Source organism: Brevundimonas sp., assembly GCF_036963785.1.
GTDB lineage: Bacteria > Pseudomonadota > Alphaproteobacteria > Caulobacterales > Caulobacteraceae > Brevundimonas.
The window spans coordinates 24,779-50,336 of the sequence record NZ_JBALUS010000001.1 but is presented as its reverse complement, the minus strand read 5'-3'; the positions used below and the strand labels follow the sequence as shown (position 1 = coordinate 50,336).

Genomic DNA, 25,558 nt, shown 5'->3' with positions numbered 1-25,558 from the left:
GCCCATGGCGATGCGCGGTGAACGAGGGCGGGGGCGCAAGACGGACCCTGCGGCAAAGATTCTGGACGGCGCGGCGGCCCAATTGCCTGCGGAAACCCCCTCAACCTGGAAGGCGCTGGCCGACCTGTTCGGTGTGGTTGGCCGGTCCGGTGCGCCACAACTGAGGCTGAGGGTCACGGCGGCGCTCACCCTGACCCTGCTGGGCAAGGCGCTGGGCGTGGCGGCGCCTGTGCTGCTGGGCATTGCGGTCAATGAGCTGGCGGCGGGGCAGGGGGCGGCGGTCGCGGTCGGCTGGGGCTTTGCCGCCTTCGCCCTGGGCTGGGCCGGGGTGCGGTTCCTGTCCTCTGTGACGCCGCAGCTGTCGGATGTGGTGTTCGCCCCGGTGAGAGCGGCGGCCCAGCGCAAGATGGCGGCCGATACCTTTTCCCACGCCCTGTCGCTGTCGCTGGACTTTCACCAGACCAAGCGGTCGGGCGCCCTGTCGCGAATCATGGAGCGGGGCTCCCGCGCCGTGGATTTCCTGCTCCGGATCATCGTCTTCAATCTGGCCCCGACGGGGATCGAGCTGATCCTGGCGGCCGGGGTGCTCGGCGCGCGCTATGACTGGCGGTTCGCAGCCGTGGCTGTGGCCGTGGTGGTCATCTATGCCATCGTCACCTTCGGCATGGCCGGGTGGCGGCTTGAGCACCGCCGGGCGATGAATGAGGCCGACTCCGAGGCCGCCGGCCTGTCGGTCGATGCCCTGCTGAACTATGAGACGGTCAAGTCGTTCGGGGCCGAGGCGCGGACCTCGAGCCGCTATGACCAGGCGCTGACCACCTATGTGCAGGCGGCGCTGAAGGCCAACAATTCGCTGGCCATGCTGAACGGCATCCAGGCCCTGATCATGAATCTGGGCCTGGCGATCATGGCCGTCATGGCCGGGTTCGAGGCGGCGGCCGGGCGGATGGGCCCGGGCGACGTCATGGCGGCGGTGCTGATCCTGATCTCGCTCTATGCGCCCCTGAACATCCTGGGCTTTGCCTATCGTGAGATCCGCCAGGGCTTCATCGATATGGAAGAACTGCTGAAGGTGACGCGCCAGCGGCCGCAGGTGGCGGATGCCCCCAATGCGCATGATCTGGTGCGGCCGGTTGATGCGCGCGGGGGCTGTCTGGCCTTCGAGGACGTCAGCTTCCGCCACGATGCCCGCGCGGCCGGCCTTGAGGATGTGCGCTTCACGCTGGAACCCGGTCAGACGGTGGCGCTGGTCGGGCCGTCGGGAGCGGGCAAGTCGACGGTGGTCAAGCTGGCCCTGCGCCTGCTGGACCCTCAGACCGGTCGGGTGACCATCGACGGGGAGGACGCCACGGCGGTGACCCAGGCCTCGCTGCGCAGCGCCATGTCGCTGGTGCCGCAGGATGTGGCGCTGTTCAACGATACGCTCCGCTCGAACATCGCCTTCGCCCGGCCCGAGGCGAGCGAGGACGACATCTGGCAGGCGGCCGAGGCGGCGGAACTGGCGACCTTTATCCGCACCCTGCCGAACGGGCTGGACACCAAGGTCGGCGAACGGGGTCTGAAATTGTCGGGCGGGGAGCGCCAGCGCGTGGGCATCGCCCGCGCCTTGCTGGCCGATCCGCGTATCCTGATCCTCGATGAGGCGACCAGTGCGCTGGACAGCCGCACCGAACAGGCCATCCAGAAGACGCTGAGAAAGGCCCGGGCCGGTCGCTCGACCCTGGTCGTCGCCCACCGGCTGTCGACCGTGGCCGATGCCGATCTGATCCTGGTGCTGAAGGACGGGCGCGTGGTCGAACGCGGCACCCACACCGAATTGGTCGCGCGTCAGGGCGGGGAGTACGCCACCCTGTGGCGGAAGCAGACGCGGGGGTCGGCCCTGAAGGCCTAGCTCATCCGGCCGATGGCATAGAAGCGGTCGGCGCGCTTGCGGCGTAGCTCTTCGGGCGAGAGACCCTTCATGGCTTCCAGTTCTTCGGCCAGGACGTCGCCGACATTGGCAATGGCGGTGGCCCGGTCGCTGTGGGCGCCCCCGACCGGCTCGGGAATCAGGCGATCGACGATCTTGAGTTCCATCAGGTCGGGACCGGTGATCTTCATGGCCATGGCGGCATCGCGGGCCCGGGCGCCGTCGCGCCACAGGATGCCGGCCGCGCCTTCGGGCGAGATCACCGAATAGATGGAGTGCTCCAGCATCAGGACGCGGCTGGCGGCGGCGATGGCGATGGCCCCGCCGGAGCCGCCTTCACCCGTGACGGTGGCGATAGACGGGACGCCGAGCGTCAGGCACCGCTCGGTCGAGCGGGCGATGGCCTCGGCCTGACCGCGCTCCTCGGCGCCCAGACCGGGGTAGGCCCCGGCGGTGTCGACGAAGGTCAGGACGGGCAGGCTGTACTGTTCGGCGAGGTCCATCAGGCGCACGGCCTTGCGATAGCCCTCGGGCCGGGCCATGCCGAAATTATGGGTCAGGCGGGTCTGGGTGTCGTGGCCCTTCTCCTGGCCCATGACCAGCACGGGACGACCCCGGAAACGGGCAAGGCCACCGATGATCGCCTGATCGTCGCCGAACTGGCGGTCGCCGTGCAACTCGACAAAGTCGGTGAACAGGCCGTCGATATAGTCGACCAGATGCGGGCGCTGGGGATGGCGGGCCACCTGGGTCTTCATCCAGGGGTCGAGCTTGCCATAAAGCTTGCGGCGCAGCTCTTCGGCCTTGCGGGTCAGGCCGGCGATTTCGGATTCGAACGAGCCCGCTGTTTCGGACAGCAGCGACAGCTCCTCGATCTTGGCTTCGAGGTCGGCAATCGGCTTTTCGAACTCGAGGTAGTGCGTGGCCATGAAGGCATCCTGCGGCGGGCGGAGACTTCGCCCCGGGAAGGCGGCGGAACCTAGTGGGCCAAACGCCGGGGAGCAAGCGGGGTTCAGTCCTCCTGATGCCGGGGAGGGCGGGCAAGGGGATGTTTGTCGCGGACCACGCGGGCCAGGTGGTCGCGGGCGACGTGGGTGTAGATCTGGGTGGTCGAGATGTCGGCGTGGCCCAGCAGGGTCTGGACGACGCGCAGATCGGCGCCGCCTTCCAGCAGATGGGTGGCAAAGGCATGGCGCAGCACGTGCGGGGTCACGCGGCCGCACTCCAGCCCGGCGTCGAGCGCCGCCTGCTCCAACAACTGGGCGAAGCGGCGCGGGGTCAGGTGGCCCGAGGCCCCGGTCGAGGGAAACAGCCAGACGCTGTCAGGCGATTTTGGCTTCCGCGCCGCGTCACGCACGGCCAGCCAGGCCTGCACCGCGCGACGGGCGGCGGGACCGATGGCGGCCAGCCGCTCCTTGCCGCCCTTGCCCCGCACGATCAGATGGTCGGGATCGCGACGGAAGGGCTCGACCCGGAGCGCCAGCAGTTCAGAGACGCGCAGGCCTGACGCATAGGCCAACTCAACCAGGGTCAGCAGACGCAGGGCCGAGGCGCCGTCACGCTCCATCAGGCGCTCGAACAGGCGCTCGATCTCGTCGCGGCTCAGTACCTTGGGCAGGGGGCGGCCGCGCGCCGGAGCCTCCAGACGGCGGGACGGGTCATCCTTGCGCCAGCCCTCGGACAGGGCAAAGCGGTAGAATTGGCGCACGGCCGAGCGCCGCCGAGCCGCCGTCGCTGCCGACAGGCCAGACTGCGACAGGCCCGTAAACCACGCCTCCACCGCCTGCGAATCGGCCGCCATCAATCCGCCCGTCTGGCCGAGCGTCGCTTCGGCATCGGCAAGATCGCGACCATAGGCGGCCAGGGTATTGGGCGCGGCATGCCGTTCGACCGCCATCATCTCCAGAAAGGCTTCGATCTGGGGGGTCACATCCGGCCTTGGCTGTGGCGCGTTGCGCGCCATGGTGTAGAGGTCGAAAGGATCATGACCCCAGCCGCTTCTGACGCCAAGCCCGACACTGTCGCGACGGTAACCGTTGACCGCCCCATTGCCCTGATCGGGCTGATGGGCGTGGGCAAGTCGACCGTCGGGCGCAGGCTGGCCCGGCGACTGGGCCTGCCGTTTGCCGATGGCGACACCGAGATCGAGGAAGCCGCCGGCATGACGGTCTCGGATATCTTCTCCCTGTATGGCGAGGAGGAGTTCCGGGCGGGCGAGGCGCGGGTGATGAAGCGGCTGGTCGAGGGGCCGCCCATGGTGCTGGCGACCGGCGGCGGGGCGGTGATGAACCCCGATACCCGGGCGCTGCTGAAGGAGAAGGCCCTGACGGTGTGGATGCGCGCCGACCTGCAGGTGGTGGCCGAGCGGGTGCGGCGGCGGGACACGCGGCCCCTGCTGCGCGGCCGGGACCCGCTGGAGACGCTGAAGCGCATGGCCGAGGTCCGCTATCCCATCTACGCCTTTGCCGATGTGACGGTCGATGTGGGGACAGGCGCCCATTCGCAGTCCGTCGACACCATCATCGCGGCGATCACCGCGCACCGTCAGGGACAGGCGTCATGAGCCGGGTCGTGCAGGTCTCGGGCGACGGGTTTCGTCCGTATGACGTGGTCATCGGGCCGGGGCTGCTGGCCGGGATCGGCGGGATTGCCGAGGTGCGGCCCGGGCGTGCGGTCTGTGTGGTGTCGGACGAGACGGTGTCTGGATTGTATGGCGCGGGCGTGGTCGAGGCGCTGGCTGCTGCGGGGGCCCGGGCCGGGTCGGTGGTCGTGCCGGCGGGGGAGGCCAGCAAGTCCTTCGGCCAGCTGGAACGGGTGCTGGACGGCCTGATGGCGCAAGGGCTGGACCGGTCCAGTCTGGTGATCGCGCTGGGCGGCGGGGTGATCGGCGATCTGGCTGGCTTGGCCGCGGCCCTGTTCATGCGTGGCATCGACTTCGTTCAGGTCCCGACAACCCTGCTGGCCCAGGTGGATTCGTCGGTGGGCGGCAAGACGGCCATCGACACGCCGCGCGGCAAGAATCTGGTCGGGGCGTTTCACCAGCCGCGCCGGGTGCTGGCCGACACGGATGTGCTGAAGACCCTGCCGGCCCGTCAGTTGCGCTCGGGCTGGGCCGAGATGCTGAAGCACGGCCTGCTGGGCGATGCAGCCTATTTCGACCGGCTCGCGGCGGTCGGCGACCCGGTCGGGGTGGCGGACGACGCGCTGGCCGATGCCATCGAGCGGTCTGTGCGGATCAAGGCCGCCGTGGTTGGTGCAGACGAGAAGGAGGCGGGGGCCCGGGCCCTGCTGAACCTCGGCCACACCTTTGGCCATGCGCTGGAGGCCGAGCTGGGCTTTGACGAGACGGTGCTGACCCACGGCGAGGCGGTGGCGCTGGGCTGTGTGCTGGCGTTTGGTTTTTCGGCGCAGGAGGGGTTGTGCGCGCCTTCACATGCGGAGCGGGTGGCAGAGGTCGTGGCGGCCGCGGGACTGCCGACGCGGCTGGCCGCGGCGGGCGCCTTCCCGGCTGAGGGGATCCTGGCCCGCATGACCGAGGACAAGAAGGCCGAGGGCGGCCGCCTGACGCTGGTTCTGGCGCGGGCCATCGGCGAGGCCTTCGTCGCGAAAGATGTCGATGCGGGGCGGGTTCGGGCGTTCCTGAAAGCGGTCGGCGCCGGCTAGTCGACGGCCCGGCATTCGACGGGCTCACGGTCCTTGACGGTCCAGACGGCGGTGGTCCCTTCACCGCGCAGTTCGGTGCCGCTGGCGCGATACCAGATGCCGGTCTCGGCCCGCTCAAGATGAAGGTCGAAGGCCTCGCCCATCGAATTGCGCACAGTGGCCATCTCGCGCGCATTGTCGAAGTCGACCGTCAGACGGTCCCCTCCAACGCACACATAGGCAGCCTTGACCTCCCGGTGCAGCATGCGCTCCTGGATCTCTGCCCCGGTGCGTCTGCGGGCCGTCTGGGCCTCGACAGCGCGTTGCTGGACCGCGTCTCCGTCCGAGGTCACCGGCGTGGGTTCGTCGCAGGCGGACAGGGCGGCCACCAGTAGGGCAGGCATCAGCAGGGATCGTATCATTCGCTTTGCCCCTCCACAGGCGACTGTGGGTCGGAACGGCTGTGAGGCCGGGCTGTTCCTCTCCGCGCCCGGAAGAATCGTTTCAACAGACCGGCGGCTTCGTCGGCCAAAAGCCCGCCTTCGGTTGCGGGACGCCAGTGACAGGTCGGCTGGTCAAAGATGCGCGGGCCATGGCGGACGCCGCCGCCCTTGGGGTCATCCGCGGCCCAGACGACGCGTCCGATGCGGGCGAGGCTGATGGCGCCCGCGCACATGGGGCAGGGCTCCAGCGTGACATAGAGGGTCAGGCCGGTCAGGCGATAGTTGCCGAGACTTTCGGCCGCTGCGCGCAGGGCCACGATCTCGGCATGGGCGGTGGGATCGCAGGTCGAAATGGGCCGATTCGACCCCTCAGCGACGACGGTTCCGGTCGACTCATCAACGAGAATTGCGCCGACAGGGACCTCGTCCACGTCCGCCGCCGCTTGCGCCAGGGCCAATGCCATGCGCATGAACCGCTCATCATGGACCGCCATTCAAAAGACAACGACAAGAAGCCCCGCCCGCGTCAAGAGGGCGGCGCCTTTGCCGACCGCAAACCCGGGGGCAAGTACGACCGCGACAAGCCGCGGAGTGACAAGCCCAGGGGCGACAGGCCCCGGGGGGACAAGCCCTCCCGCGATGACAAGTCCGGCGGCAAGCCCGCGCCGAAGCGCACCGAGCGGATTGCCAAGGCGCTGGCGCGCGCCGGCATCGCCAGCCGTCGCGAGGTCGAGCGGCTGATCGGTCTGGGCCAGGTGGCGGTCAACGGCAAGATTCTGGACACGCCGGCGACGCTGGTGACCCGCGACGATGTGATCACGGTCAAGGGCAAGCCGGTGGGGGCGGCCGAGGCGACGCGCGTCTGGCGCTATCACAAGCCGGCCGGGCTGGTGACCTCGCACATGGATCCGGCGGGCCGGCCGACGGTGTTCGACGCCCTGCCCAGCGGCCTGCCGCGGGTGATCTCGGTCGGTCGTCTGGACCTGAACACGGAGGGGCTGCTGTTGCTGACCAACGACGGCGAGCTGAGCCGGGCGCTGGAACTGCCGACCTCGGCCCTGGTGCGACAGTACCGGGCGCGGGCGCGCGGACGGATCACCCAGGAAAAGCTGGATACGCTGAAGACCGGCACGACCGTGGACGGCATCCACTATGGCCCGATCGAGGCGACCATCGACAAGGCCAAGGAAAAGGTCGGCGACGAGGGCCACGCCCCGGCCAATCTGTGGCTGAGCGTGTCCATTACTGAAGGCAAGAACCGCGAGGTCCGCAAGGTGCTGGAGTCGGTCGGTTTGACGGTCAACCGGTTGATCCGTCTGGCCTATGGCCCGTTCCAGCTGGGCACGCTGCCCGTCGGCTCGGTCGAGGAGATCGGCCCGCGCGTGATCCGCGAGATGCTGGCCGACCATATCCGCCCCGAGAACCTGCCGCAGGGCAATACGGTTGCGACCCCGGCGCCGATCCCCGGACGGCGCCCCCGCGGCCCGGTGGTGGTCGGCAAGTCGGGCTCGGCCCTGTCGGACCCGTCGCGCAAGCCCAGCCGGGTCCGCGCCGCGGGCGTCGCCACGACCGAGGCCGCCGAGCGCGCCGAGACCGGTCGCCGGGCCCCCAAGAAGGAAGGCTGGGCCAAGGCCGCGCCGCGCACCAGCCATCCCAAGCGGGACTTCAAGCCCCGCGCCGGGGCTCCGGGCGCCGAGGACGCCGATCGGCCCAGGCGCGCCTATGGGGCCCGCCCGACCGGCGATGGTCCGAAGCGCGACTACAAGCCCCGGTCGGACTCGGGCGACCGCCCGGCCCGGGACTTCAAATCGCGGGATGACAAGCCCCGCTCGGGCAAGCCTGCTGGCGCACGGCCGGGCGGCGATCGCCCCCGCTCGGGTCCGCCGGGCCGCGGTGGACCGGGCAAGCCGGGTGGCCGTCCCGCCGGGCGTCCGGGACCGGGACGCAAGGGCTGATCCGCGATGAGGATCGTCGCCGGACGGCTTAAGGGCCGGGCCATCGTGGCGCCGGAGGGGCAGGGCACCCGCCCGACCAGCGACCGCGCGCGGCAGGCCGTCTTCAATGTGCTGGAGCATGCGACGTGGAGCGAACCCCTGACCGGGGCGCGGGTCATCGACCTTTACGCCGGTTCGGGCGCGCTGGGCTTTGAGGCGATGAGCCGGGGCGCGGCGTTTTGCCTGTTCGTCGAGACGGCGGACGAGGCGCGCGGCGCGATCCGTGAGAACGCCGATGCCTATGGCCTGATGGGGGCGACCCGGGTGCACCGGCGCGATGCCACGGATCTGGGCGTGCGGCCCGGCTCGGCGGGCGAGGCCTTTACCCTGGCCTTTCTGGACCCGCCCTACGGGAAGGGTCTGGGCGAGCAGACGCTGGACCGCTTGCGTGAGGGGAATTGGCTGGCCCCTGGCGCGATCGTCGTGGTCGAACGGGGGGCGAACGATCCGGACATCGAGACACCCGGCTATGCGCGACTGGATCAGCGGACCTATGGCGCGGCCGCCGTGCTGTTCCTGCGGCACGAAGGGGTGTGAGGCATGGATCGACGCAGTTTTCTGGCCACCGGGGCCGCTCTCGGCGTGATGGGGCCGGGCCGGGTCGCAAGCGGCGGATGGAGCGCGGCCCCGGCCATGCCCTGGCCCGCTCAGGAGATTTATGCGGCGGCCACCGGCACCCGGATCTTCACGGCGGGTGGTCTGGTCGCGCGTCAGGGTGAGCCCCTGCACATCGAGCGGCGGGTCGCCATCCTCGATACGACGACCGGCACCTGGTCCGAGGGGCCGATTCTGCCCCAGCCGCGTCACCACCCGATGGTGGTGGCAGACGGCGCCGGACGGGTTCTGGCCATCGGTGGCTATCGCCGGGGCGAGGGCGGCGAATGGACCAACAGCCTTGAGACCTGGGTGCTGGAGGGCGACAGCTGGAGCTCGCTCGACCCCTTGCCGCGTCCGCAGGCCGAGGCGGTCGGGGCGCTCGTGGCCGGGCGGGTGCATCTGGTCGGCGGGCGCTCGCCGATCGCTCCGGCCAATGGCAACTGGCCGGATCAGGGCGATGTCGACACCCATCTGGCGCTGGACCCGGCGACGGGCCGGTGGGAAACGCAGGCCCCCGCCCCGATGGCGCGGAACAGCGCAGCGGCGGCCGTGCTGGACGACGCCCTGTGGGTCGCGGGCGGTCGCACGGTGCGGGGCGGCGGCACCGGACGGCTGGATCGCTATGATCCGGCGGCTGACCGCTGGGACACCCTGGCACCGATCCCGGTCTCCGACAGCGGCCAGCAGGTCGGCGGCGGCCTGGCCATGGGCGCCTTGGGTGGCAAGCTGGTCGCGTTCGGCGGCGAATGGTTCGCGCCGGGAGGCGGCGGCGTCTTTCCCGAGACCTGGATTTATGACCCGGCAGCCGACGCATGGGCTCGGGGTCCAGACATGATCACCCCGCGTCACGGCCTTGCCGCCGCCGTCGTGGGAGATCGACTGTACGCCATCGCCGGCGGTGAGGTAGTGTCGGGAGGCAAGGCCGGGGCCACGGTCGAGGTTTTCGAGTTTTAAGGCGTCCCGTAGGCGCACGCTGACGCCCCCGTCCGTTTTTGCGGCGGGTTGGAGGGCGGGAAAAGCGGTCCGGGAAACGGTGAGGGTGTTGAAAGGGTTAGGGAATGTGGGGGCGGCTATCCTATCTGCTGCCCTCAACCCATCGTCATTCTCGGGCTCGACCCGAGAATCGGCGTCGCCCTCGACAGGAGGCGCCTGCCCGGACCGACCCTCGGGTCAAGCCCGAGGATGACGGCGTGCGTTCAGGCCCGGAACAGCAGGCTGCCGTCGCCGTAGGAGTAGAAGCGATAGCCGTTTTCGATGGCGTGGGCGTAGGCGGTCTTCATCGCTTCCGTACCCGCGAAGGCCGAGACCAGCATGAACAGGGTCGATTTCGGCAGGTGGAAATTGGTCATCAGCACATCGACGGCGCGGAAGCGGTAGCCGGGGGTGATGAAGATGGCCGTGTCCCCATGGAAGGGTCCGATCACACCGTCCTCGCCGGTGGCCGACTCCAGCAGGCGCAGGGAGGTGGTGCCGACGCACACGATCCGCCCACCGGCGGCGTGGACGCGGTTCAGGGCTTCGGCGGTCTCTGCTGACACCGTGCCCCATTCGCTGTGCATGCGGTGCTCGGACAGGTCATCAACCTTGACCGGCAGGAAGGTGCCCGCGCCGACGTGCAGGGTCACAGCGTGGGTGCTGACGCCTTTCGCCCGGATGGCGTCCAGCAGGGACGGGGTAAAGTGCAGGCCCGCCGTCGGTGCGGCGACCGAGCCGTCATGCTCGGCATAGACCGTCTGATAATCCGTCCGGTCGCGATCATCCTCGGCCCGTTTGGCGGCGATATAGGGGGGCAGGGGCATGACGCCGATCTGGCGGATGGCGTCATCCAGCGCGGGGCCGGACAGGTCGAACTGGAGGGTGACGAGGCCGTCCTCGCCCTTGGAGACCACGGCCGCCTCGAGATGCTCGAAGGCGATGCGGTCGCCGGGCTTGATGCGCTTGCCGGGCTTCATGAAGGCCGACCAGACATCGGGCGCGTCACGGTGGTGCAGGGTCGCCTCGACCGCCACGGTCAGAGACTGTCCGTCAGGCCCGATACGATGGCGTGTGCCTGACAGGCGCGCGGGAATGACCCGGGTATCGTTGAAGACGAGGGCGTCGCCAGGCTGAAGGAAGTCCGGCAGATCGCGCACGATCCGGTCCTCAAGCCCCCCCTCGCGCACCACCAGCAGCCGGGCGGAAGCGCGCGGTTCGACCGGTCGCAGGGCGATACGGTCCTCGGGCAGGTCGAAGTCGAAATCGGCGGTCTTCATGCGGCGGCGGTTTTGGTCACGCTGGCGCCGTCGGGTCAAGCCGGGGCCGCGCAGGGTTTAAGGGTTGCTTCAGGGCTTGTCGCCGATAAGTCCCTATGACTGTTACACTTCCCAGGCTGGCGGACGGCGCGGAACTGACGGCCTGGGACAGTCTCAGGCGGGCAGTCTGGCTGTTCGACCCGGACAGCTGCTTTGGCGTCTATGCCAACAGCGCGGCGCTGGCCCTGTGGGGCGCGACCGATCTGGAAGAGCTTCTGGCCCGGGATTTTTCGGCGCTTTCGCCGGCAGTGAGGGCGCGGACGGACCGGCTGAGGTCGGTCACAGCGGGCGGCGACAGCGTCCAGGAACGCTGGACCTTTTACCCCAGGGGCCAGCCGTTGACGGTCAAGGCGATGATCTCGACGGTCACCCTGGATGACGGCCGCCGTGTGCTGCTGTTTGAGGCCACCGAGACCGAGGTCGGCGAAGAGGAACGGCGCGCGGTCGAGGCCCTGCGCCATTCGGCCGGACCGGTCGCCCTGTTCGACGCCGGGGACGCGGTTCTCTTCGCCAATCCGGGAGCCTTTGCGACCTATGGCGAGGGCGTCGGTCTGGTCGCGCGGTTCTCGGAGGCCGGGGACGGTCGTGCCGTGCTGCAGAACGCGCTCGACGGGCAGGCGACCGACGCGGTTCATCGCATGACCACGCGCGATGGGCCCCGCTGGCACCACATCGACTGTCGACCTGTGCTGGATCCCGTGACGGGGGCGGTCAGCGTGCTGCTGAACGAGCGGGACGTGACCGACCGGGTCGAGGCCGAGGCCGCCCGCGCCGCCGCCGAGCAGAAGGTGGCCATGGCCGAGGCGCGGCAAGCCTTCCTCAGCCAGATGTCGCACGATTTGCGTACGCCGCTGAACGCGGTAATGGGTTTTGCCGATGTGCTGGGCACGGCGGGTCTGCAGCCCGAGCAGGCGGGCCATGTGGGGCGCATCCGCGCCGCGGGCCAGACGCTGCATGTCGTGCTGGAACAGATGATCGACCTGTCGCACCGCGACGACTGGGGTGCTCCGCTTGATAGCGACGCGCCGACGCTGCCGGAGTCGGCTGCGAACCCCGGCATACCATCCGCACCCGAGGCGTCAGCGGAGGACGAGGGTGAGGGGCGCGCCATGGTCGTCCTCTATGTCGATGACAATGAGAGCAACCGGGTGCTGGTCTCGACCCTGCTGGCCGCACAAGGCGTGATCTGCGAGACCGCCGACGACGGGGCCGAGGGCGTCGAGGCGGCCCGCAAGGGTGGCTGGGACGTGATCCTGATGGACATCCAGATGCCGGTCATGGACGGCGTCGAGGCCACGCGCCGCATCCGGGCGCTGGAAACCGAGGTTGCGGCGACGCCGATCATCGCTTTGACCGCCAACACCCTGGCCGAGCAACTCGAACTCTATTTCGCCGTCGGCATGGACGACTGTATCGCCAAGCCGCTGAACGCCGCCGAGATGTTCGACAAGCTGTTCACCCAGGCCAGCCGCCCCTGGCGTGAGTCGTGGGCGGAAGCAGTCGCTGCAGCCGCCTGATCAGGGTTCGGGCGGATCGCTTTCCAGATCGGCGATCAGGACTTCCATCTCTGCGATCTCGCGGCGCTGGGCCTCAATGATCTCATCCGCCAGCTGCCGGACACGCGGATCCTCGATGTTGGCGCGCTCGCTGGTCAGGATGGCGATCGAGTGGTGGGGGATCATGGCGCGCATATAGGCCGTGTCGCCCACGGTCGCCTGGCTTCGGACCAGCCACAGACTGCCGGCGAAGACGATCACCGCGCCGCCGACGATGGCGAGATTGACGGCTCGCTGTTTGTACATGGACCACATGAAGCCCAGCATGACCACGGCCATGGTCGCCCCCATCAGGAGGGCCATGTAGAGGCGGGTTTCGCTGAAGTGGACGTGGCTCAACTGGTAGGTATTCAGATACATCAGGCCGTACATGATGACGGTCGAGACCGCGATCATGGCGGCGAAGCGGCGGTAGGTCATCGGATTGTCCTCCATTCCTCTCGTGCAGGAACAATGACCGCCGCCCCGGTTCGATCCCTCTGAACCCCCGGCGCCGCCGGGTGTTCACTCCCCATGCGACATCTGAATCTGCTCCCCTCGTTCCTGATCGGCGCCGTCGCCGGTTCACGGTCCATGACCCCCGGAGCCCTGATCGCGGGTGCATCCCTGATGGGTGTGAGAACACCCGGACGCCCGGCGGGGCTGGGCAGTCGCGTCGGCAAGACCGTTGCGCTGGTACTGGGTCTGGGCGAGTTGCTGGGCGACAAGCAACCGTCCGCGCCCGATCGGACCGAACCCGGGGCGCTGATGGCGCGGGCCCTGAGCGCCTGCATGGCGGGGATAGCGCTGGCGCCGCCCGGACGGGCGCGGCTGGGCGGGCTGCTGGCCATGGCGGCTGCCGTGCCGTCGGCCTTTGTCGGCCTGGAGGCCCGGGCCCGGTGCACCGCGGCGGTGGGACCGGTGAAGGGCGCCTTGATCGAGGATGTCGTCGTGGTGCTGGGGGGCTTGGCCTGTGTGGTCAGCGCCAGCCGCATGGATCGCCAGGCCGGCTCTGCCGTTGACCGGAGCGGCGTAGCGGGTCAAACGCTGGAGCATGCTGCAGAACCTTGAAACCCTCGCCCGTGAGGCCCGCTCGTGGCCGTTCGAACAAGCCCGCAATCTTCTGGCCCATGTGCTGAAGAAGCGGCTGTCGGACGCCGAGTTGAATGCCGCGCGGTTGCTGATCGATGCGGGCAAGGCGGATGAGGCGCTGGCGACCTTTGAGGCGCTGCAGCGGCCTGTGATCCTGGAGACCGGCTACGGCCCCTCCGGCCTGCCGCACATGGGCACGTTTGGCGAGGTGGCGCGCACGACCATGGTGCGCAACGCCTTTCGCGCCCTGACAGGGGACCACTGGCCGACGCGCCTGATCGCGTTTTCGGACGACATGGACGGGCTGCGCAAGGTGCCGGACGGGGTGCCGAACCCCGAGATGCTGAAGGAAGACCTGCACCTGCCGCTGACGAAGGTGCGCGATCCGTTCGGCACGCACGACAGCTTCGGTGCCCACAACAATGCGCGGCTGCGGGCGTTCCTCGACAGCTTCGGCTTTGAGTATGAGTTCATGAGCTCAAGCGAGCAGTATCGCTCTGGCCGATTCGATCCGACCCTGCTGCGGATGCTGGAGCGCTATGAGGCGGTCATGGCCATCATGCTGCCGACGCTGGGGGAGGAGCGGCGCGCCACCTATTCGCCCTTCCTGCCGATCAGCCCCGTCACCGGCCATGTGCTGCAGGTGCCGACGCTGGAGCGCAATGTCGAGGCCGGCACCATCGTCTTTGATGACCCCGCAGGCGGCCGCACCGAAGTGCCAGTAACCGGCGGCCATGTGAAGCTGCAGTGGAAGCCCGACTGGGCGATGCGCTGGACCGCGCTGGACGTCGACTATGAAATGTCTGGCAAGGACCTGATCGAGAGCGTGCGCGAGGCGTCCAAGATCTGCCGGGCGCTGGGCGGCACCCCGCCGGAGGGCTTCAACTATGAGCTGTTCCTGGACATCGAGGGCAAGAAGATCTCGAAGTCCAAGGGCAATGGCCTGACGATGGACGAGTGGCTGCGCTACGGCACGCCGGAGTCGCTCAGCTGGTACATGTTCCAGTCGCCGAAGTCGGCCAAGAGCCTGCACTTCAACGTCATTCCCCGCGCGATCGACGACTATCTGAGCTTCATCGACCAGTTCCAGACGCAGGAACCGGCCAAGCAGATCGACAATGCCGTCTGGTCGATCCATGCGGGTGCCCCGCCGAAGGTCGCCAGCCCGGTGTCATTCAGCCTGCTGCTGAACCTGGTGGGCGTGGCCAATGCCTCGACCAAGGACCAGCTGTGGGCCTATTTCGCCAAATACCTGCCGGATGCCACGCCGGAGAATGAGCCGACGCTGGACCGGCTGATGGGGCATGCGCTGAACTATTACGAGGACTTCGTGAAGCCCTCCAAGACCTATCGTGCCCCGACCGAGCAGGAGAGGGCGGCGTTCGAGGATCTGGCCGCGCGGCTGAAGGCCCTGCCGGCCGACACCACCGACGGCGAGGTCATTCAGGGTGAGGTCTATGCCGTCGGCAAGGCGTACGACTTCCAGCCGCTGCGGGCGTGGTTCGGAGCACTGTATGAGGTGCTGCTGGGCGCATCGCAGGGGCCGCGCTTCGGTTCGTTCGCCGCCATCTATGGCCTGCCCCAGACCATCGACCTGATCGAAAAGGGCGCGCGGGGCGAGTTGGCGGGGTAGGGGCGGCCCCCTCCACCATGCTGCGCATGGTCCCCCTCCCCCGATGGGGGAGGACATATCGCGCTCAAGCAGCGAGCGACCGCGTCGCGAGCGATAGCGCAATGAATATGAACCGAAAACAACGGCCCGTTCATGGGAGCCTTTGTGCGCGGCTGCGCATTTTCACGACACGACCCCACTGAAGGAGTGAGTCATGTCGAAGATGATCAATCGAGTTCTGATGGCCGGTGCGGCCCTTGTCGCCATGTCGGCGGTGCCCGGCATCGCCAGTGCCCAGTCGGCCAATGGCATCACCAACTGCGACGCCCCCGGCGGCCGCCAACAGACCGGCGCCGTGATCGGCGGCGTGCTGGGCGCCCTGGCGGGCAGCCAGGTGTCGAGCAATGAGCGTGAACTGGGTGCCGTGGCCGGTGCGGCCGCCGGTGCAGCGGCCGGCTCCTACATCGGCTGTCAGCAGCAGCGTGAGCGGGCCCGTCAGGCGCCCCAGCAGTCGCAGGGTGCCACCACCCTTCGCGCCACCAGCAATCTGCGCATCCGTTCGGGCCCAGGCACCAACTATCGCCAGATCGGCAGCCTGAGCGCCGGCCAGTCGGTTCAGGCCACCGGTTCGGAGGGCGAATGGGTCCAGCTGAGCAACGGCGGCTGGGTCAGCGCCCATTACCTGACCTACTGATCGGGTCGCAAACCTGACGAGCGGGGCGTGTCCGGCAAGGGCGCGCCCCGTTTTCGTGTGCCTATTGGCTGACCCACAGGATGCGGCGCACCCAGGCCAGATCGGCGCGCGCCACCTGACGCGGCGGGAAGTCCGGATTGATCGAAAGCAGGCTCAGCCCGGACGCATCGGTGCGCTCGACTTCCTTGACCAGGGTCTCGCCCGAGTGGGTGCGCACCACCACCCGGTCGCCGCGCCGCACGGGCCGGGGCTCGGCATCGACGATCAGCTTGTCGCCGGGGCGATACAGGGGCGCCATGGACTCGCCCGACACCTCAAGGCTGTACAGTCCGTCGCGCGGCTGGGGCAGGTCGGTCTCCAGCCAGCCCTCACCGGTCGGCAGGCCCGCCTCGTCGAAAAAGCCGTCCTGACCGGCCTGGGCGAGGCCCAGCAGCGGCACGGCGGTCGGCGGCTCCTCCGCATCCTCGGCCAGACGCGCGAACTGGCCCAGAGACAGGCCACAGACCGCCAGCACCCGCGTCAGGCTTTCGGTCGAGAGCCAGCGTGGCCGCGCCTCGGGCGGCGGCCCCAGGCGTTTGGAGGGGTTGAAGGCGGTCGGATCCAGCCCCGCCCGCCGCGCCAGCCCCGAGGCCGTCAGCCCCTCGGCCTGCGCCAGCCGGTCCAGCCCCCGCCATATCTGCCCATGAGTGAGCGGCACAAATACCTCCGGCGAATGGGAGTCCCCACACGCGAATCAGAAGCACAGGATATAGGAAAAGAAGCCTAACTATGCACAAAACATACCTTAGGCACACCGATATGGCAGAACCATTGAACTCGTTGGTATTTCTATGGCCATGAAGCGCGTCGGGGTCGAGGCCTTCAGGGAGGCGCGCGGCTCAAGCGCCGAGTCCATGGTGTCCGCTATTTACTACGCCATGGAATCCGAGCGTCTAGCCTCTCTGGGGCAGCTCAGCCGCTTCTGCGATAAGGCGCTCAAGGTAAGAGACGAAGAGCTTCCCGGCGCGCTGGGGTGTCGGATTAACAAGGGCATGGCCTAGGTGGCAGGTCGGGACCTGGAAAGTGTCGCCATGTTCGGAGTTCGTCACCGGGACCAAGGCAGCATAGGTGGAGAAGGAAACCTCGACTTCGGGGTCTGCGTCGAGCGCGATCTTGGCGCTCCCGTCTTCAAGGGGAATGGCTACGAGGCCTCTGAGGTAGCCAAAGCCGCTGATGCTGAGTTTTCCCTTCATTTCGGCGACTGGTTCGATCCCGTGTTCGTCGGAGTTACGGGCCTGGTGAAGGTATTGCAGCAGTTCATCCACCTTTCGCTCACGCCTTTTTCGTCCGCGCCACGCTTCGCTCTTCCCGCACCCCACCGCACCAAGCGCTAGCTTAAAATAGACGCCGTTTGAAAGAAGCAGGAAGTCAGACCATGCTTCTGATAGATCCTCGAATGAGGAGGCTGATGCGACCCGTGCGAGGGCAGCCTTGGCGCGCCTGAGGCGGTCATTGGCCTGAGTGATGGCTTTTGTTTTCATGGAGACCTAGTTGCCCCGGCAAGACGACCGAGCGCTGCGACGAAGTGATTAAGCGAATGCTTGCCACCCCGCCGCAAACTAAGACGGTTCAAACAATACCTACAGATCAATTGCAAAGTTCGATCTGAGAAGTTTCTCAGCTAAGCATCTGATAAATTTCGAATAGTGTCTTCCCTCGTCCGACCCAGTCCATGATGTCGATCCCCGCTTTCTTGAAGCGCGCGAGGACACGAGGTTCGATCTTTTCAGGTGGCGTGTTCGACTCGGCTAGAAGCCGCAATTGTTTGACCAGCTTAGGCGAAATATCCGCCATCATAGCTACGCCAACATCGTTCCCCGCGAAGGAGCTGTCAGTAAGATTAACCTCGGTTTTCAAGGAGGTTAGGATGCCGGCCCCATTGTCGTAGAAGTGGCATCCTTTGACGTTCAGGGCCATTTGATTTCCTCAAACTTGATCATCGCCTACTCAAACCCCGCCGCGCGGCGTTCTTGCCAGGCCCAGAAGGTGCCGACGGCGAGGGCGACGAGGACGCCGTAACCGGCGAGGTTGATGACGGTGTAGTAGGAGGAAATCGAGGGGCGGATGTCGAGCGTCATCAGCACATGCGCAGTGACCACCAGCAACTGGGCGGCGCAGGCCCAGGTCGGCCAGGTGCGCTGCGACTTCCACACCAGCGCCCCCAGCACCAGCAGCATGACCACATCGATGGCCATCATGCTCCACTGGGCGCTGTAGAGATCGCTGTCGGTCTGGACCAGCAGAGATGCCAGCCAGCCAAGCCCATAGGCGCCAGCGGCGATCCGCTCGGTCTCCTCGCCTTTCAGGAAGGCGAACCCCAGAACCAGCACGATGAAAACGGCGCCGATCTGTGCTGCGAGGGTGTCAAACATCAAATCGCCCCCTGAGCGAAACACTCAGAGGGCGATCATGCATTGAATCGGGTCTTACCGGAATGTCCGGTGTCAAACATTACGCCGAATTCAGGCCACGCGCAGGTGGTTGGACGGCGGCGTTCCGCCCACCGGAGTTTCCCAGTCGTCGGGCTTGTTCACCGGACCGACGGCGTAGACGCCCCAGCCCATCTTGCGATGGTCTTTTTGCAGTTCGGCATGGCAGGCGACGATGGCCGTGCGGGCCTCGCCGAGGGCGGCGATGGTTTCCATGGCCTTGGCCTGGCTGCCGGCGCCGGCAACCGGCGAGAGTTCCAGAAGGGCGCGGGCGCCGATCATGGACTGGACCAGGGTGGTAGTCTGGGTGATGGCCGCATCAATGGCCTTTTCCGTAGCGTGCAGATCCTTTGCGACGCCAGCGATGACTTGAGTTCGGTCCATGAAAGCCTCCAAGCAACTATGGTTAAGCAAACCTTAACACGCTTCAGGCCTCCTTGAAACAGGGGTTTTCGAGCAAATAAGGCCAGATGTGCCGCCGCCGCCGATCGGCGGCTCATCCTCAGGCTTGTCGACCGGTCCGACCGCAAGGACGTCGAGCCCCAGACTACGGGCGAGAGCGGCCAGTCGGCCGTGGGTTCGGACGATGTGGCCGCGGGCTTCGGACAGGGCCAGAACGGATTGTGCGGTGTCTTCAAAGGCCTTCTGGCCGGTGACGGCGGACAGATAGGCCTCGGCCCGCGCCTCGGGCAGATAGGCGGCCAGCCGGGCGGTCTGGATCAGGGCGGCGTCTATGGCCGATTCGGCCGCAAAGAGGCGAAGGGCCAGGGTCTGGCCGATGTCGGAACGTGTCATGTGCGAATCTCCCCCGTGGCGAACTGCCACCGGGCGATGCAACCATGACTAATTACGACTTACAACTAAAAGCTATCTTCAAGCAGGAAGTGGGCGGTCAGGGCGGCGATGGGCTGGGCCTCATCTTCCTGCCAGGCCTCGGCCAGGACATGGGCGACGCGCCGCCCGGCCTTGTTGATGCGGGCCCGGGCATAGACGTGCTGGGGCCGCCCCGAGCGCAGATAGGCGACCGAGACATTGATCGGCCGGGGCAGGTGCATGCCGGGAAAGCTCTCGGCCACCTGGGCCATGGCCGTGATCTCGAGCAGGGCCGCCGTCGATCCGCCATGGAGGGCCGGCAGCATTGGATTGCCGATCAGATGGTCGGAAAACGGCATGGTGACCGTCAGGATATCCTCGGCCTGTTCCGCGGTCAGGCCGAGGAAGCGCGCATAGGGCATGGCCTCGATCACGCGGCTCATTCCCCGGCCTCCGGCTTCGGGCGGCGCTCGGGCCGGGCGGTGGTCAGGATATAGGCGGACTGGGCAGCCGCGACGGGGTCATCGGGCGCATCCTCGAAGGCCCAGGCGCGGACAAAGGCGATCGACCGTGTCAGGCGATAACAGCGGGCCTCAGCGATCAGATCGGTGCGGGGCCGGGCCGCACGCATATAATCGACGCGCAGGTCCAGGGTGGCCAGGGGCTTGAAGTTGTCCAGCGACACCCAGACGGCCAGGCCGCCCACATGATCGAGCAGGGTGGTGACGACACCGCCGGCGATCACGCCGGTGTCCGGATCGCCGACCAGATCCTCGCGCCAGGGCACCCGGATGCGAACCCGGTCGCCCTCCAGCGATTCATAGGTAAAGCCCAGCGCGTGGGCGTGGGCTGCGCCAGAAGCCAGCTGCGGCAGAAGCGGGGCGATTGCGGGAACGTCCATGCCCCGTGCTTATCGCGCGGGACGGCGCATGCAAATGGCCGTTGGGTGTCGGAGATATCAGCCTGCGGCGACCTGGGGGCCGCCGGTCGTGGCTTCGACCTCCAGCTGGGGCGCGGCCAAGGCGGCGTTCATCGCATGGCGCAGGCGTTCGGGCTTGATCGGCTTTTCGACCACGGCGGCCATGCCGGATGCGATATAGCGGCGGGCGTCCTCGGGGTCGGCATTGGCGGTCAGGGCGATGATCGGCACATCGCGCATCGGCCCCTTGAGCTTGCGGATCGCCTGGGTCGCCTGAAGCCCGTCCATGCGCGGCATCTTGATGTCCATCAAGACCAGGTCGAAGTCGCGTTCCTTGATGGCGTCCAGCGCCTCCATGCCGTCGTCGGCGGTTTCCGAGGTGCAGCCGAACATTTCGCACAGGGCCTGGGCGACCACGCGATTGGTGGCGTTGTCGTCGACGATCAGGATGTGCGGATTGGCGAACATGTCGGACTCGACCATGTCCGACACATTGCTGTCGGCCTCGACCGGCCGCTCGGTACGTTCGGCCGAGATGTCGAAGGCAAAGGTCGCGCCCCGGCCCGGGTTGTTCTCGGCCCAGATGCGTCCGTCCATCCGGTCCATGATCTGGCGACAGATGGCCAGACCCAGACCGGCACCATCGGGGCCCGAGCCGTGCACGAAGGGCTCGAAGATCACATCGACCCGGTCCGCAGGGACGCCCGGGCCATCGTCGCGGACACGGGCCTGCATGACGACGCGGTCGCCCTCGATCCACGCTTTCAGCCCGGCCTCGACCATGCCGTTGCGGGCGAATTTCAGCGCATTGCCAATCAGGTTGTTGAAGATCTGCTTGATGCGAACCGGGTCGATCCTGGCGGCGAGTTCGGTGTCGCCCTCATAGCTGACGACCAGGTGGACATTGTCCTGCGAGGCGCGCGGCTCCCACATGGCGGCGACGTCGTCCATCAGGGCGCGCAGTGGCGTGGGCTGCAGATTGATGTCCAGCTCGCCGGCCTCGGCGCGTGAAAGGTCCAGGGCGTCCTGGAGGATCTGCAGCAGCACTTCGGACGAGTCGACGATGGTCTGGACGTGCGACTGGGCCGTGGGGTTCAGCGGTTGGCGACGGAGCAGTTCGGCTACGGCCAGCACGCCGTTCAGTGGCGTGCGCAGCTCATGGCTCATGATCGACAGAAACTGGCTCTTGGCGCGGGCGGCGGACAGGGCCTGGGTGCGGGTGTCGGACAGGACGCGGGCCTGTTCGGTCAGCTCTGCATTCTGGCGGCGCTGGTCGTCATTGATGGCCTTCAAGAGCGAGATGACCGTGCCGATGCCCCAGTATTTGCCGTTGCGGGTGACGATGAAGCCCCGGGTCAGGGCGCCGGGCCCCGAGCTGAGCATGGCGTCGCAGAAGCTGTCGATGCGGACGCCGGCCTCGACCACCGAGGGCTCGTCGTCCATCAGTTCGGTGATGGGGCGGTTGCCATAAAGGGCATGGCCGAAGGGCCCCGCGACCTTGAGCAGAAAGGCGTTGCGCTCGATCAGGCCCACGGGCCGGTCGTCCTTGACCACCGGTATCACCAGCGTGTCAGGAAAATCCTTGAAGTGCGCAAAAATCGCCGCGCCGAGGGTCTCTGGCGGGACCGGTGTGGCCCTTTCGGTCAGCTTTTCGATCGTCGGCATAACTGACCGATACTCCCTCAACTGGATGTGAGGCTTAACCGACAACCATTTGCAGATTGGTAAACGTGGGAAACTCTCGTTTTCCTGCCGCATTTTTGGCGCTTTTGCATCGACCCGGTCGCGGGTGTATGAGGCGCGTCTCCCGCCTTTACGGGCTTTTTCGCATGCGCGCGGCCAGACGGCCGACCGCAGATTTGTCATGAGCGCTTTGGACCAACAGCCCGCCGCCTCGGCCCTCGTCCTGTTCTCGGGCGGGCAGGACAGTGCGACCTGCCTGGCCTGGGCGCTGGAACGGTATGCCCGCGTCGAGACCGTTGGCTTCGACTATGGCCAGCGCCATGCGGTCGAGATGCAGGCCCGGCTGGCGGTACGCGCCGGCATGGCAGGGGCGCTGCCGGACCGCGCGGCGCGGCTGGGCGAGGACCATGTCGTCGATCTGACGGGCTATGGCGCCATCGCCGAGAGCGCGCTGACGGCCGACAAGGCCATGGAGATGGACGCGCGGGGCCTGCCCACCACCTTCGTGCCGGGGCGCAATCTGGTGTTCCTGAGCGTCGCGGCGGCTTTGGCCGACCGGCGCGGGCTGGACGTGCTGGTCGGCGGCATGTGCGAGACGGATTTCTCCGGCTATCCCGACTGTCGCCGCGAGACGATCGACGCCATGGAACAGGCCCTGTCGCTGGGTCTGGATCAGCCGGTGCGGATCGAGACGCCGCTGATGGCTTTGACCAAGGCCGATACCTGGGCTCTGGCGCATCGGATCGGGGGCGAGCCGCTGGTCGAGCTGATCCTCGAGGCCAGCCACACCTGCTACCGGGGCGACCGGTCGGAGCGGCACGCCTGGGGCTATGGCTGCGGCAGCTGCCCGGCGTGCGAGCTTCGCGCGCGGGGCCATGCCGAATGGGTCGCCGCATGACCTATTCGGTGAAGGAGACCTTCCTGACCGTGCAGGGCGAGGGCGGACAGGCCGGGCAAGTGGCCGTCTTCCTGCGCTTTGCCGGGTGCAACCTCTGGAGCGGACGCGAACAGGACCGGGCGACGGCGGTCTGCAGCTTCTGCGATACGGACTTTGTCGGCACGGACGGCGACGGCGGCGGAAAGTTCGCGTCGGCCGAGGCGCTGGCGGACCATGTCGCCGGGTTCTGGACGGGGCAGGGCGGGCGGCCGCTGGTGGTCTGCACGGGCGGGGAACCGCTGCTGCAGCTGGATGACGCCCTGATCGTGGCGCTGCATGCGCGTGGCTTTGACATCGCGGTCGAGACCAACGGCACGATCGCGGCACCCGCCGGCATCGACTGGATCTGCGTCAGCCCCAAGGCCGGTGCGCCGGTGGTCCAGACCTCGGGCCAGGAGCTGAAGCTGGTCTATCCGCAGGACACGGCCCGTCCCGAGCGGTTCGAGGACCTGGCCTTCGAACGGTTCTGGCTGCAGCCGATGGATGGCCCGGACGTTCAGGCCAACACCGCCGCAGCCTTTGACTACTGCCTGACCCACCCTCAGTGGCGCCTGAGCGTCCAGACCCACAAATATATCGGCGTGCGTTGATGCCCAGCTTCGAGATCACCAAACAGGCCACCTTCGACGCGGCCCACCACTTTCCGAACGAGCCGGAGGGCAGCATCTATCGCCGCGTGCATGGCCATTCCTTCACGGTCGAGGCGACGGTGCGCTCGGAGACGCTGGATGCCGAGCATGGCTGGGTCGCGGACCTCGGCGCGCTGGACCGTGCCCTGAAGGCGGCGGCGGAAGAGCTGGATCACGGCCTGCTGAACGAAAAGCCGGGGCTGGAAATGCCCAGTCTCGAAAACCTGTGCCTGTGGTTCGCCAAGCGGATGAAGCCCGACTGGCCGGGCCTGTGCCGTATCCAGGTGGCCCGCCCGACGATCAATGAGCGGTGCGTGCTGACGCTCTAGCAGTCGCGCCCGTGGGCCCGGCGTTGTTCGCAGCGGCGTTGCTCGCGCTCGTAGTCCCGCTGCTCGCGTTCGCGTTTCAGACGGGTTTCCTCATCCGAGGTGGTGACGGCATCGACGCCGGCGCCCAGCACGGCCCCGGTTGCCTTGACCGTTCCACCGACGACCGCAGCCCCGGTGCCCACAACCGCTCCCACCAGACAGCCCTGCAGCATCAGGGTCGCGCCGGCGAGGGCGGCGAGCGAGATCATGCGTCGGGCGGTCATGGGTGTCGTCTCCAGTTTCAATCGGACCTAGCCCGTCTGCATGAAGACCCTGTTAAGCCTGATGGCTGGCGGTGAACCGCTCACGGCTAAAGCTTGGCATTTGCCGCTGATGGTGGAATGACGACACATCAGTCCTGCACGGAGCCTTGCAATGACCATGGTTGATCCGCACCATTTGCGCCGGGTGCAGCTGATCCGGAAGGGCGCGCTGGCGCTCGCGATCGTCGCGGTCGTGGCCCTGGCTGCCATCAGCCACAGTCTGGGCGGCGACACGCGTGTTCACGAAGGTCTTGAGGCGGTGGGCATCGGCCTGATCGCCCTGTGCGTCGTCGGTCGGGCCTGGTGCTCTCTCTACATCGGCGGCCGAAAGAAGGCCGAGATCGTCAGTCGGGGGCCCTATTCGATCAGCCGCAATCCGCTGTACGTCTTCAGTTTCATGGGGGCGTTCGGCATGGGCGCCCAGACCGGCAGCGTGACCATCGCCGTCCTGTTCCTGTTGATCGCGGTCGGGGTCTTCTATCTGACGGTTCGTCAGGAGGAGGCCTGGCTGGAGACGACCTTCGGCGAGCCCTACCGGGCGTACAAGGCGCGGACGCCGCGCTTCTGGCCCGATTTCTCCAAATGGCAGGACACCGACACACTGGAGATCAAGCCGGTGTTCTTCCTGACGACCCTTCGCGACGGGCTGGCCTTCTTCATCGCCGTTCCGCTGTTCGAGGCGCTGGAGAAGGCCCAGGAAGTCGGTTGGGTCCACATCCTGTTCAGCCTGCCCTAGGGCGAAAGGGCGACGCGGTTTCCCCCGTCGCCCCCGGCCGTCATCGGCTGTCGACCATGACCAGTTCGGCATCCTCGCGGGCAGTGACTGTGATCGTCGGTTCGTCCTTGATCCCCGCGCCGTCGCGGGCATTCAGGGCCGTGCCGTTGACCTCGACCGTGCCGACAGCGGGCACCAGATAGGCGCGTCGCCCCTCGGCCAGCTCATAGGTCAGGCTCTCGCCGGCCTTGAGGGTGGCGCCCAGCACGCGGGCGTCGGCGTTGATGTCCAGCGCGCCGTCGTCCGGATTGCCCGAGGCCAGCACCTGGAATTTCCCGCTGCGGTCCGACTTCGGGAAGGGCTTCATGCCCCAGCCGGGTTTGGCGCCGGGCTTGTCGGTCTCGATCCAGATCTGGAACAGGGTGGTGGTCTCGTCCTCGAGGTTGAACTCGGAGTGACGCACGCCCGTGCCCGCGCTCATCACCTGGACGTCGCCGGCCCCGGTGCGGCCGCGATTGCCCATCGAGTCCTCGTGGGTGATGGCCCCGGTGCGGACATAGGTGATGATCTCCATGTCGGCGTGGGGGTGGGGCGGAAAGCCGGACTGGGCGGCGATCTCGTCATCGTTCCAGACGCGCAGCCGCCCCCAGCTCATGCGGTTCGGGTCGTAATAGTTGGCGAACGAGAAGTGGTGGCGGGCCTTCAGCCACCCGTGGTCGGCCCCGCCGAGACTGTCGAAGGGTCTGACGTCGATCATGATGCGCTCTCCCTGAGGACGAAACGCGGGTCAGCCCGCGTCGGTTCGGCCGCTATATAGGTAACAGTGTCGGTGACGAAAAGGGGGCTTACGCACGGCGTGTCGGGATCATTGCCACACGTTTGGCGCTTATATACGGATACCCATGACTTTTCCCGTCGGAGCGACAGCTTACCCATCATGCCAAACTCCGCAGG

31 protein-coding genes are annotated in these 25,558 nt (G+C 67.4%); 14 read left to right on the top strand and 17 right to left on the bottom strand.

The window, feature by feature from the left end; genetic code table 11:
- Positions 1-10 precede the first annotated feature (10 nt).
- A complete protein-coding gene (locus V7672_RS00265) occupies positions 11-1,891 on the top strand; it encodes an ABCB family ABC transporter ATP-binding protein/permease (protein ID WP_335622677.1) in 1,881 nt (626 codons plus the stop codon).
- Here the strand turns inward: V7672_RS00265 and V7672_RS00260 are convergent.
- Together V7672_RS00260 and V7672_RS00255 are read right to left on the bottom strand one after the other, a co-directional pair.
- Positions 1,888-2,838 carry an acetyl-CoA carboxylase carboxyltransferase subunit alpha gene (locus tag V7672_RS00260; RefSeq protein ID WP_335622676.1) on the bottom strand — a complete coding sequence of 317 codons (951 nt, stop codon included), beginning with the start codon at positions 2,836-2,838 and terminating at the stop codon, positions 1,888-1,890. The two genes, V7672_RS00265 and V7672_RS00260, sit on opposite strands and share 4 nt — an antisense overlap.
- 83 nt (positions 2,839-2,921) lie before the next feature.
- A complete protein-coding gene (locus tag V7672_RS00255; RefSeq protein WP_335622675.1) occupies positions 2,922-3,839 on the bottom strand; it encodes a tyrosine recombinase in 918 nt (305 codons plus the stop codon).
- 54 nt (positions 3,840-3,893) lie between these two features.
- On the opposite strand from V7672_RS00255, the gene V7672_RS00250 reads away from it, so the two are divergent.
- Positions 3,894-4,472 (top strand): shikimate kinase, encoded by a 579-nt coding sequence (locus V7672_RS00250; protein ID WP_335622674.1) that lies wholly within the window; start codon positions 3,894-3,896, stop codon positions 4,470-4,472.
- On the top strand, positions 4,469-5,572 hold the full coding sequence (gene aroB, locus V7672_RS00245; protein ID WP_335622673.1) for a 3-dehydroquinate synthase: 1,104 nt from the start codon (positions 4,469-4,471) through the stop codon (positions 5,570-5,572). The genes V7672_RS00250 and aroB overlap by 4 nt, the downstream gene beginning before the upstream one ends.
- Here the strand turns inward: aroB and V7672_RS00240 are convergent.
- A complete protein-coding gene (locus tag V7672_RS00240) occupies positions 5,569-5,973 on the bottom strand; it encodes an MliC family protein (RefSeq protein ID WP_335622672.1) in 405 nt (134 codons plus the stop codon). The genes aroB and V7672_RS00240 overlap by 4 nt on opposite strands.
- A complete protein-coding gene (tadA, locus tag V7672_RS00235) occupies positions 5,970-6,464 on the bottom strand; it encodes a tRNA adenosine(34) deaminase TadA (RefSeq protein WP_335622671.1) in 495 nt (164 codons plus the stop codon). The genes V7672_RS00240 and tadA overlap by 4 nt, the downstream gene beginning before the upstream one ends.
- A gap of 12 nt (positions 6,465-6,476) precedes the next feature.
- Between tadA and V7672_RS00230 the strand changes: the two genes are divergently transcribed.
- Genes V7672_RS00230 through V7672_RS00220 form a run of 3 tightly spaced genes read left to right on the top strand, consistent with a single transcriptional unit; the run spans position 6,477 to position 9,539 of the window.
- Positions 6,477-7,949 carry a pseudouridine synthase gene (locus V7672_RS00230; protein ID WP_335622670.1) on the top strand — a complete coding sequence of 491 codons (1,473 nt, stop codon included), beginning with the start codon at positions 6,477-6,479 and terminating at the stop codon, positions 7,947-7,949.
- A gap of 6 nt (positions 7,950-7,955) precedes the next feature.
- Positions 7,956-8,525 carry a 16S rRNA (guanine(966)-N(2))-methyltransferase RsmD gene (gene rsmD / locus V7672_RS00225; protein ID WP_335622669.1) on the top strand — a complete coding sequence of 190 codons (570 nt, stop codon included), beginning with the start codon at positions 7,956-7,958 and terminating at the stop codon, positions 8,523-8,525.
- A gap of 3 nt (positions 8,526-8,528) precedes the next feature.
- On the top strand, positions 8,529-9,539 hold the full coding sequence (locus V7672_RS00220) for a Kelch repeat-containing protein (protein ID WP_335622668.1): 1,011 nt from the start codon (positions 8,529-8,531) through the stop codon (positions 9,537-9,539).
- Positions 9,540-9,781: 242 nt separating this feature from the next.
- Here V7672_RS00220 and queA read toward each other — a convergent pair whose 3' ends face one another.
- Positions 9,782-10,837 (bottom strand): tRNA preQ1(34) S-adenosylmethionine ribosyltransferase-isomerase QueA, encoded by a 1,056-nt coding sequence (queA, locus tag V7672_RS00215; RefSeq protein WP_335622667.1) that lies wholly within the window; start codon positions 10,835-10,837, stop codon positions 9,782-9,784.
- 95 nt (positions 10,838-10,932) lie between these two features.
- Between queA and V7672_RS00210 the strand changes: the two genes are divergently transcribed.
- Positions 10,933-12,393 carry a response regulator gene (locus V7672_RS00210; RefSeq protein WP_335622666.1) on the top strand — a complete coding sequence of 487 codons (1,461 nt, stop codon included), beginning with the start codon at positions 10,933-10,935 and terminating at the stop codon, positions 12,391-12,393.
- Here the strand turns inward: V7672_RS00210 and V7672_RS00205 are convergent, their stop codons facing one another.
- Positions 12,394-12,852: a DUF305 domain-containing protein gene (locus tag V7672_RS00205; protein WP_335622665.1), complete on the bottom strand. Its 459-nt coding sequence runs from the start codon at positions 12,850-12,852 to the stop codon at positions 12,394-12,396.
- Between the two features lie 93 nt (positions 12,853-12,945).
- Between V7672_RS00205 and V7672_RS00200 the strand changes: the two genes are divergently transcribed.
- The 3 genes from V7672_RS00200 (at position 12,946) to V7672_RS00190 (ending at position 15,809) form a co-directional block, all read left to right on the top strand.
- The gene (locus V7672_RS00200; RefSeq protein ID WP_335622664.1) at positions 12,946-13,482 is read left to right on the top strand and encodes a hypothetical protein; all 537 of its coding nucleotides are present in this window, start codon (positions 12,946-12,948) and stop codon (positions 13,480-13,482) included.
- Positions 13,466-15,136: a lysine--tRNA ligase gene (locus V7672_RS00195; RefSeq protein ID WP_335622663.1), complete on the top strand. Its 1,671-nt coding sequence runs from the start codon at positions 13,466-13,468 to the stop codon at positions 15,134-15,136. Before V7672_RS00200 ends, V7672_RS00195 begins: the two co-directional genes overlap by 17 nt.
- 193 nt (positions 15,137-15,329) lie before the next feature.
- Complete coding sequence (locus tag V7672_RS00190) at positions 15,330-15,809, top strand: SH3 domain-containing protein (protein WP_335622662.1); 480 nt, start codon at positions 15,330-15,332, stop codon at positions 15,807-15,809.
- Between the two features lie 61 nt (positions 15,810-15,870).
- On the opposite strand, the gene V7672_RS00185 is transcribed toward V7672_RS00190, so the two are convergent.
- From V7672_RS00185 to V7672_RS00145, 9 genes are all read right to left on the bottom strand, one after another.
- On the bottom strand, positions 15,871-16,506 hold the full coding sequence (locus tag V7672_RS00185) for a S24 family peptidase (RefSeq protein ID WP_335622661.1): 636 nt from the start codon (positions 16,504-16,506) through the stop codon (positions 15,871-15,873).
- A gap of 235 nt (positions 16,507-16,741) precedes the next feature.
- Positions 16,742-17,329 (bottom strand): hypothetical protein, encoded by a 588-nt coding sequence (locus tag V7672_RS00180; RefSeq protein ID WP_335622660.1) that lies wholly within the window; start codon positions 17,327-17,329, stop codon positions 16,742-16,744.
- Positions 17,330-17,465: 136 nt separating this feature from the next.
- A complete protein-coding gene (locus V7672_RS00175; RefSeq protein WP_335622659.1) occupies positions 17,466-17,765 on the bottom strand; it encodes a hypothetical protein in 300 nt (99 codons plus the stop codon).
- 26 nt (positions 17,766-17,791) lie between these two features.
- Positions 17,792-18,220 carry a hypothetical protein gene (locus V7672_RS00170; RefSeq protein ID WP_335622658.1) on the bottom strand — a complete coding sequence of 143 codons (429 nt, stop codon included), beginning with the start codon at positions 18,218-18,220 and terminating at the stop codon, positions 17,792-17,794.
- A 90-nt stretch (positions 18,221-18,310) separates the two neighbouring features.
- On the bottom strand, positions 18,311-18,661 hold the full coding sequence (locus V7672_RS00165; protein ID WP_335622657.1) for a hypothetical protein: 351 nt from the start codon (positions 18,659-18,661) through the stop codon (positions 18,311-18,313).
- A 33-nt stretch (positions 18,662-18,694) separates the two neighbouring features.
- Entirely contained in the window at positions 18,695-19,072 is a 378-nt protein-coding gene (locus V7672_RS00160; RefSeq protein ID WP_335622656.1) for a hypothetical protein, read from the bottom strand.
- 65 nt (positions 19,073-19,137) lie between these two features.
- On the bottom strand, positions 19,138-19,533 hold the full coding sequence (locus V7672_RS00155; RefSeq protein ID WP_335622655.1) for a PaaI family thioesterase: 396 nt from the start codon (positions 19,531-19,533) through the stop codon (positions 19,138-19,140).
- Positions 19,530-19,991 (bottom strand): PaaI family thioesterase, encoded by a 462-nt coding sequence (locus V7672_RS00150; RefSeq protein WP_335622654.1) that lies wholly within the window; start codon positions 19,989-19,991, stop codon positions 19,530-19,532. The genes V7672_RS00155 and V7672_RS00150 overlap by 4 nt, the downstream gene beginning before the upstream one ends.
- 57 nt (positions 19,992-20,048) lie before the next feature.
- A complete protein-coding gene (locus tag V7672_RS00145) occupies positions 20,049-21,674 on the bottom strand; it encodes a response regulator (protein WP_335622653.1) in 1,626 nt (541 codons plus the stop codon).
- Between the two features lie 199 nt (positions 21,675-21,873).
- Here V7672_RS00145 and queC point away from each other — a divergent pair, with 199 nt between their 5' ends.
- Genes queC through V7672_RS00130 form a run of 3 tightly spaced genes read left to right on the top strand, consistent with a single transcriptional unit; the run spans position 21,874 to position 23,587 of the window.
- Complete coding sequence (queC, locus tag V7672_RS00140; RefSeq protein ID WP_335622652.1) at positions 21,874-22,590, top strand: 7-cyano-7-deazaguanine synthase QueC; 717 nt, start codon at positions 21,874-21,876, stop codon at positions 22,588-22,590.
- A complete protein-coding gene (gene queE, locus V7672_RS00135; RefSeq protein WP_335622651.1) occupies positions 22,587-23,219 on the top strand; it encodes a 7-carboxy-7-deazaguanine synthase in 633 nt (210 codons plus the stop codon). Before queC ends, queE begins: the two co-directional genes overlap by 4 nt.
- Positions 23,216-23,587, top strand: coding sequence for a 6-pyruvoyl trahydropterin synthase family protein (locus V7672_RS00130; protein WP_335622650.1), 372 nt, complete (start codon positions 23,216-23,218; stop codon positions 23,585-23,587). Before queE ends, V7672_RS00130 begins: the two co-directional genes overlap by 4 nt.
- Here the strand turns inward: V7672_RS00130 and V7672_RS00125 are convergent.
- A complete protein-coding gene (locus V7672_RS00125) occupies positions 23,584-23,850 on the bottom strand; it encodes a hypothetical protein (protein ID WP_335622649.1) in 267 nt (88 codons plus the stop codon). The two genes, V7672_RS00130 and V7672_RS00125, sit on opposite strands and share 4 nt — an antisense overlap.
- Before the next feature lie 151 nt (positions 23,851-24,001).
- Here V7672_RS00125 and V7672_RS00120 point away from each other — a divergent pair, with 151 nt between their 5' ends.
- Positions 24,002-24,625: a methyltransferase family protein gene (locus V7672_RS00120; RefSeq protein ID WP_335622648.1), complete on the top strand. Its 624-nt coding sequence runs from the start codon at positions 24,002-24,004 to the stop codon at positions 24,623-24,625.
- 40 nt (positions 24,626-24,665) lie between these two features.
- On the opposite strand, the gene V7672_RS00115 is transcribed toward V7672_RS00120, so the two are convergent.
- Positions 24,666-25,361, bottom strand: a complete 696-nt coding sequence (locus V7672_RS00115) for a pirin family protein (protein WP_335622647.1) — start codon at positions 25,359-25,361, stop codon at positions 24,666-24,668.
- Positions 25,362-25,558 lie beyond the last annotated feature (197 nt).